Source organism: Roseiflexus sp. (genome assembly GCF_057785375.1).
The window spans coordinates 22410-28409 of the sequence record NZ_JBYNRX010000064.1 but is presented as its reverse complement, the minus strand read 5'-3'; the positions used below and the strand labels follow the sequence as shown (position 1 = coordinate 28409).

Below are 6000 nucleotides of genomic sequence, written 5' to 3'. Positions count from 1 at the left end.
TAGGGACTAGGGACTAGGGACTAGGGACTAGGGACTAGGGACTAGGGACTAGGGACTAGGGACTAGGGACTAGGGACTAGGGACTAGGGACTAGGGACTAGGGACTAGGGACTAGGGACTAGGGACTAGGGACTAGAGATCATAACCCACAACCCCTAACCCACAGGAGTTGCTCATGGTGGCGTATGTCGTTCAGCGGCTGGCAGGGCTGGCGTTTGTGTTTTTTCTGGTGTCGATTGTAGCGTTTTTGCTCATGCATGCTACGCCGGGGGGACCGTTCGACGAGCCGAACATGCCGCTGCCGCCTGCTGCAAAGGAAAATATTCTTCGCAAATATGGCCTTGATCAGCCGCTCCACATCCAGTATCTCAGGTACATGGCCAATGCGCTGCGCGGCGACTTCGGATACTCATTCTCCAGCCCGACCGAAACCGTTGCACAGGTCATCGGGCGCACCTGGCCCATCAGTATCACCCTTGGCGGCATCACCGTCGTCGTGGCGCTCGGCAGCGGCGTTCTGCTCGGTATTCTGGCGGCAATACGGCAGAATAGCTTCCTGGATTATGTTGTAACATTCATCGCCACGCTCGGTCTGACGGTGCCTAACTTTGTGATTGCGCTGTGGCTGATCCTGGTTTTTGCGGTTGAATTGCAGTGGTTGCCACTCGGCGGGTGGGGCGACGACTGGCGACAGGTGATTATGCCGATGATCGCACTGGGATTGGGTCCTATGGGCATTGCCACTCGCTACACCCGCGCCAGCCTGGTTGATGTCTTTACAGCGGATTATATTCGGACGGCGCGCGCCAAAGGGCTGGCTGAACGGATGGTCGTGATGCGCCACGCCGTCAAAAATGCGCTCATTCCAATCGTTACGGTTCTCGGTCCGCGTATTCCTGACCTGATCACCGGCACCATCTTCGTCGAAACAATGTTCCGCGTACCGGGCCTGGGCAAATTCTTCGTCGAAAGCGTCCTCGACCGCGACTACCCGATGATCATGGCGCTGATGCTGTTGATCGCCGCACTGTGGGGATTAGTTTACCTGATCACCGATCTGCTCTACACCGTTATCGATCCGCGTGTCAAACTGACCTGAGCCACGATAAGAGAGGTCTATGAGCGCAATTGTTTCGAACCAAGCCGTCACCGCCGTCGATCCGATCATTTCGCGCCCTCCCAGCAATCTCTGGCGCGACGCCGCCATCCGCTTCTCGAAGAACAAACTGGCGATGGGAGCGCTGATCGTCGTCGGGTTCCTGGTGTTTCTCGGCATCTTCGCCGACATTCTGGCGCCGCAGCCGAATTTCGCCCGTCCCATCGACGCGCGCAAGTTCCCCGGCGAGGCGGGATACATTCTGGGCACCGACGATGTCGGGCGCGATATGCTGAAACGCCTGATCCATGGCGTGCGCACCTCGCTGATCATCGGCATCTCGGTGCAGGCGATTGCACTGGTCATCGGCGCGATTCTGGGACTGAGCGCGGGTTTACTGGGCGGATGGGTCGATTTCTTTGTCATGCGGATTGTTGAACTGTTCACCGCTATTCCGCAATTGTTGTTTGCATTGTTCCTGATTTCGATCTTCGGCGGCGGTTTGTTCAATGTTATCCTGGCGATCGCGCTGATCGGGTGGGTTGACATCTGTCGCCTTACCCGCGCCCAACTCTTTTCGTTACGCGAGAAAGAGTTTATCGAAGCCGCGCGCACTCTGGGCATTCCGCCTCTCCAGATTGCCTGGCGTCATCTGCTGCCGAACGCGCTCACGCCCCTGATTATCGCCGTCACGCTTGGCATTCCCACGGCCATTTTTACCGAAGCCGGTCTCAGCTTCCTGGGGCTTGGCATCAATGAGCCAACCGCCAGCCTTGGCAAGATGGTCGGCGCTTCGTTCGCCTACATCCGCGTCTACTGGCACATGGGATTGCTTCCCACCCTCCTGATCGCCCTGATCATGCTCAGTTTTTCGTTCGTTGGCGATGGCTTGCGCGATGCTCTCGATCCGCGGTTGCGGAAGTAGGCGGGTTGAACGCTGCACGGTGCGCGTGGGCAGGCAGAGGCATGCGGTCGGCGCGAATGGGGGCAGGTCTGAGACCTCTTTAACGGTCACGTCTGGCACGGTTTTCATCTTGCGATAGAAGCGATCATCACAGGCGCAGAAACGGTCCACTGCCGCCGCCATCGCCCAATGCAACGCATCAGGCGGATAACACCACCGGCGGGTCTCTACCCATCCCGCCGTTCGCTCTCAGCGCCGGGAGCGCGTGTGCTGCGTCGGCAGTGATCGAGCAGCAAGCAAAATGTGGGATGATATAATGGACTGTACCAAAGTCAACCAGCCATCGTTCACACAGGATCACGCACCGATACGCGAGAACTCAACGCAAGAAGCGTCGGCGCAGTTCTCAGTTCTTGGTTCTCGGTTCTCGGTTCTCAGTTCTCAGTTCTCAGTTCTCAGTTCTCCCCCCCACATATGACACATCCATCGCACAACCGTCGCGGCGAAAGCGAGCGCCTTTCAGCAACGATCCGTTTCCTCGGCAACCTGTTGGGCGACGTCATCCGCGAGCAGGCGGGCGAAGCCGCATTCCAGTTGGTCGAACGCCTGCGGACGCTGGGAAAGGATCTGCGCAACGGCGCACCGGATCGCGCCGATGCCGAACTGGGCACGCTGACATCTCAGATGTCCGTTGCCGAGATCCAGACCGTCATCAAAGCGTTCAACGCCTACTTCCTGCTTGTCAATCTCGCCGAACAGATGCAGCGCATCTGGGTTTTGCGCGACCGCGAGCGAAAACATCCAGACACGCCGCGGTCCGAGTCCATTGCCGCCGCTGTTGCCGAACTCGATGCACACGGCATTCCTGCGGCCGCCGTTCAGGGATGGCTCGATACCGCCTGCATTCAACCGGTCTTCACCGCTCATCCGACCGAAGCGCGCCGTCGCACGGCATTGGAGAAAGTGCGCCGGCTTGCGACGCTGCTCGACCAGCGAACCGGCGATCTGCACGGATTCGCGCTCGAAGAAAACACAATGCGCATTCGTGAAGAGATCGTTTCGCTGTGGCAGACCGATGAAGTGCGGGTTGTCAAACCGACGGTGATCGATGAGGTCAAGAACGGGATGTTCTATTTTGAAAGCGGACTGTTCGACCTGATCCCGCGCCTCTACCGTGAGCTGGAATATGCACTTCGCATCACCTATCCGAATCACGAATGGCGCGTGCCGCCGCTGCTACGCTATGGCGCATGGATGGGAGGCGACCGCGATGGCAATCCCAACGTCACGCACACGGTCACCATTCAGGCAGTTCGTATGATGCGCATAGCCGCTATCGAACAGCATATCGCCGCTATCGAAGAACTCAGCCATCGCCTTGGCCAGTCCGCGCGGCAGGCGCCGGTCAGCAACGAGTTGCGCGCGTCGCTTGCGCGTGACGCCGCGCTCTTTCCCGATGTCGCCGATTTGCTGGCGCGACGCAACCCTTATGAACTCTACCGCCAGAAATGCACCTATATTCGTGAGAAACTGCTCCGCACCCTCGACTACACCCGAACTGTGTCGCTCGACTGGGGACGATCCGACCCGTTGCCGGAAGGCGCCTATTTTAGCCGCAATGATCTGCTCGACGACGTGAACGTGATCGAGCATAGCCTGCGCACCAACAATGCCGCCATCGTCGCCGATGGCGCACTGCGCGATCTGATACGCCAGGTGGAGGTCTTTGGGCTTCATCTGGCGACGCTCGATATTCGACAACACAGTGAACGCCACACTGCCGCGCTCGCCGAAGTCCTGGCAGCCGCCGGCGTCTGCGCCGACTACACCGCACTCAATGAAACCGAACGGATCGAACTGCTGTCACGCGAAATCGCCAACCCGCGTCCGCTCATCCCAACCCATCTCGACTACTCGCCCGATACGGTCGAGGTGATTGCCACATTCCGCGCCGTCGCCGCAATCCTTGACCGTCTCAGTCCCGAAGCCATCGAGACCTACATTGTCAGCATGACGCGCGGAGCAAGCGATGTGCTGGCGCCGCTTCTCCTGGCAAAGGAGGCAGGGCTGTTCCGCCCGTTTCGTTTCAGTCGCCTGAATGTTGCGCCGCTCTTCGAGACCGGCGCCGACCTGGAGAGTTGCGACACGGTGCTCGAGGCATGTCTGCGCCTGCCGGTCTACCGCGATCACCTGGCGCTGCGCGGTCATCTCCAGGAAGTCATGATCGGCTATTCCGACAGCAACAAGGATGTGGGGTACACAGCCGCCAACTGGGCGCTCTACCAGGCGCAGCGCAAACTGCGCGATTTTGGGCGACGCCACGGTATTCGGATGCGCCTGTTCCATGGGCGCGGCGGCGCGATCGGGCGCGGCGGAGGGCCGGCGAACCACGCAATTCTGGCGCAGCCGCCCGGCAGCATCGGCAATCAGATCAAGATTACCGAACAGGGCGAAGTGGTTGCTGATCGGTATGGACTGCCGTTATTGGCACACCGGCATGTCGAGCAGGTGATGAATGCCGCGTTGCGTGCCGGTCTGCTCCAGCGCGATGATCCTCCCGATGAGTGGACGCAGGCGCTTGAACGGCTGGCTGCACGCTCACAGCGCCACTACCGCGCCCTGGTCTATGAGCGCGCCGATTTTGTGCCATACTTCCGCCATGTGACGCCAATAGCCGAAATCAGTCGCCTGAACATCGGCAGCCGTCCAGCCAGTCGCCGTAATACCGAACGGATCGAAGACCTGCGCGCCATTCCGTGGGTGTTCAGCTGGATGCAAAGCCGGCATACCCTGCCGGGCTGGTATGGTCTGGGGTTTGCACTCGAAACATTTGTGTACGAGAAGGATGATACGTCGGGGTCCGCTATCGACCGCATGGCGCTCCTGCAGGAGATGTACGCCAGATGGTCCTTTTTCCGCGTCATGATCGACAATGCCCAGATGATTCTGGGCAAAGCCGATCTTCATATCGCATCGCGCTATGCGGAACTGGCGCCCGATCAGCATGCGGCAGCCGCCATATTTGCCGCCATCCGCGAAGAGTACGAACGCGCCAGCCGGATGATCCGTCAGATTACGCGAACCGAACGCCTGCTCGATAACGCCCTGGTGCTGCAACACTCGATCCGGCGCCGCAACCCGTATATCGATCCGATGAGTTACCTTCAGATCGAACTATTGCGTCGCCTGCGCGCCGCACCCGACACACCAGACCACGGCGCAATCGAAGATGCAATCCTGTTGAGCATCAGCGGCCTGGCGGCAGGGTTGATGAATACCGGCTAACTGATTGAGACGTTGCAATGCAACGTCTCAACCAACACCTCCAGTGCTGATGATCGGCGAACATCGGGCAGCGCCGGCATCACCACACAATGATCGGCAGACCATTGGCAACACTCACACCGGCGGCTTCACGCAGCACACCCAGGCAGCGACGAACCGGGTGTTCCAATTTCACGCCTGCCTGATCCAGCATTCCTTCGAGTTCGACCAGTTCGCGTTGAAGCGCCGTCGATGAACCAAAACTGACCACCGACTCCGTAGTCGGCTCGTCCTCATCATCCGCCGGTTCTTCCTCGATCCAGATCGGCTCCGGAAAATCGACCGGCAGGTAATAGCCGCCTTCACCCTGATGCTTGATCAAGTGCGGGAAGCGTGTCGTTTGTTCATCCTCCCAGATAGCCGCCAGCATTGGGTCGGGTTCTTCATCAAACTCGAAACCTGGCGCCAGCAACGGCGTGATATCCTGACCGTTTTCCAGATACACTGCGATAAGGCGCAGCAGGAAGAGATCGTGATACCGCTCGATGCCGCCTTCCCAGATCTCGACGCCGGGGTTCGCCAGCAGATCGACTTCCACCCCCTCATCACGCAGCAGATTCTGCACGTCGGTTAACCACTCACGTTCCGCCTCGTAACTTTCACGATCCTCGTCAGGGAGGGTGGTAAACATCGACCCGACCAGGAGATCGAGTTCAGTCATACCATTATCAGGCAT

General features: G+C 59.1%; 4 protein-coding genes. 3 read left to right on the top strand and 1 reads right to left on the bottom strand.

All coding sequences use genetic code 11. The annotated features are described in order from the left end of the window. Positions 1-175 precede the first annotated feature (175 nt). The 3 genes from AC3EA7_RS11690 (at position 176) to ppc (ending at position 5285) form a co-directional block, all read left to right on the top strand. Entirely contained in the window at positions 176-1099 is a 924-nt protein-coding gene (locus AC3EA7_RS11690; RefSeq protein WP_488614235.1) for an ABC transporter permease, read from the top strand. A 19-nt stretch (positions 1100-1118) separates the two neighbouring features. Next, positions 1119-2021 (top strand): ABC transporter permease, encoded by a 903-nt coding sequence (locus tag AC3EA7_RS11685; RefSeq protein ID WP_488614234.1) that lies wholly within the window; start codon positions 1119-1121, stop codon positions 2019-2021. A gap of 453 nt (positions 2022-2474) precedes the next feature. Then, on the top strand, positions 2475-5285 hold the full coding sequence (gene ppc, locus AC3EA7_RS11680) for a phosphoenolpyruvate carboxylase (RefSeq protein WP_488614233.1): 2811 nt from the start codon (positions 2475-2477) through the stop codon (positions 5283-5285). 79 nt (positions 5286-5364) lie between these two features. Here ppc and AC3EA7_RS11675 read toward each other — a convergent pair whose 3' ends face one another. Then, complete coding sequence (locus AC3EA7_RS11675; RefSeq protein ID WP_488614232.1) at positions 5365-6000, bottom strand: hypothetical protein; 636 nt, start codon at positions 5998-6000, stop codon at positions 5365-5367.